General features: G+C 35.9%; 1 protein-coding gene and 1 pseudogene. Both read right to left on the minus strand.

Going from position 1 to position 1,380, the window contains the following annotated elements; genetic code table 11:
• Positions 1–188: pseudogene (locus JCM14209_RS09585) on the minus strand (RNA-guided endonuclease TnpB family protein); the annotation flags it as partial.
• Positions 189–355: 167 nt separating this feature from the next.
• The gene (locus tag JCM14209_RS08555) at positions 356–1,168 is read right to left on the minus strand and encodes a TPM domain-containing protein (RefSeq protein WP_439645784.1); all 813 of its coding nucleotides are present in this window, start codon (positions 1,166–1,168) and stop codon (positions 356–358) included.
• Between the last annotated feature and the right edge of the window lie 212 nt (positions 1,169–1,380).

The following is a 1,380-nucleotide window of genomic DNA, read 5'->3' on the forward strand; positions in this document are numbered from 1 at the left end:
CTTTTTGCCCGTAAATCATGATACATCTCTTTTTGGAATCTTTTTCTTTCAGGCAGAAAATGTTCATCGAAATACCACTGACTAACGATATTGCACAAACGTTGATATTCTTTAGTCACTTCTTCAAACTGTTGAGTCTGTTCATGATTTGGATATAATCTAACTTTTGCGGTTAAAGTTTGTTCCATTTTTTTCTCACCTCTTTTCTTTAATTGTATTTATATTATACCTTTTAGATTAAATTTCTTCAACAAAAAAGATCATTTCGGGTCTAAATATGAGGCAATTCATCACCCGAACAAAGTTCGGGAGTCTTCTTGCCACGGTGATAAAAAATATTAATCAATTAAACAAGTTAAGCACAAAAAAGAAGGTCCTGAAATTTCAGGCCCTTCTTATATTTTAGTTGATGAAATGTAAAATTTTTACCAATCGGCACCGCATCAGAACTGGAATCAGACCAAGAATCTGAGTTGACCCCTGAATCACCGGAGCCGCTATTTAGATGGGGTGAAAAGCCACCGACTGCAAGTAAGCCTAACATTGAAGCTAAGGCGCCGATATAAATGGTTGAGCCAAAAAAGACCGCCGCCATTGTGCCAAATAAGAAACCGACATAACGGTTGTTGCGTTGCTTAAAGTAATATTTAGAAGCTCTAACACAACAATAACCTAAAAATACGAGTAGTAAACCGGTAATGATAATGCCTAAAAAACCGATTTTATCATCTAAAACGGCGGTTGTTTCACTCGAAGCATTGGTCACATTTTCCACCATCACACGTGGATTGAGGCGATGGCGTTCGTTGATTTGCGCTTTTTGGGCGATGATTTGCTTTTCCGTCGTTGTTAGCATATCAAGAATCGCGTTCGTGTAATCACCATTTTGAAGTAAGGAACGATTACGATTAACTAAGACTTTCGAAAAGCCATAGGGGATGACGCCGCTCATACGGTTGGAGCGTTGAATTTCCATGTGACGTTTTTGGAGGTTAAATCCAAGTAAAACTCCTAAATCACGCTGGTAATTAAACATATCGCGGTAATTTTGAATAAGCTTGCCTTTAAATTGGGTCTCACTTTTTTCATTCACAATCCAAACTCCAACTTTAGGTTGACCCTTTAATCCTTCTAAACGCTGATTGATTTTGTTTAATCGCGCTAAAATTTTTGATCATCAACTTGGTGAGTTTGATTATGATAATAAGTTGTATTTGCTTGGGCGGAATTGACGTGAAATAAGAGTAAAAATCCACTAATTCCAAGGAGAAATAAAAGTTTTTTAAAATTAACCATGTAAAACCTCAAATGTAATATTTTGTAAAATAAATATAGTATATAAAAAACTTGTCCGTCAAGTATGACTTCTACCATATGACA

The organism is Ligilactobacillus hayakitensis DSM 18933 = JCM 14209 (assembly GCF_000615845.1).
In the GTDB taxonomy this organism is placed as follows: Bacteria; Bacillota; Bacilli; order Lactobacillales; family Lactobacillaceae; genus Ligilactobacillus; species Ligilactobacillus hayakitensis.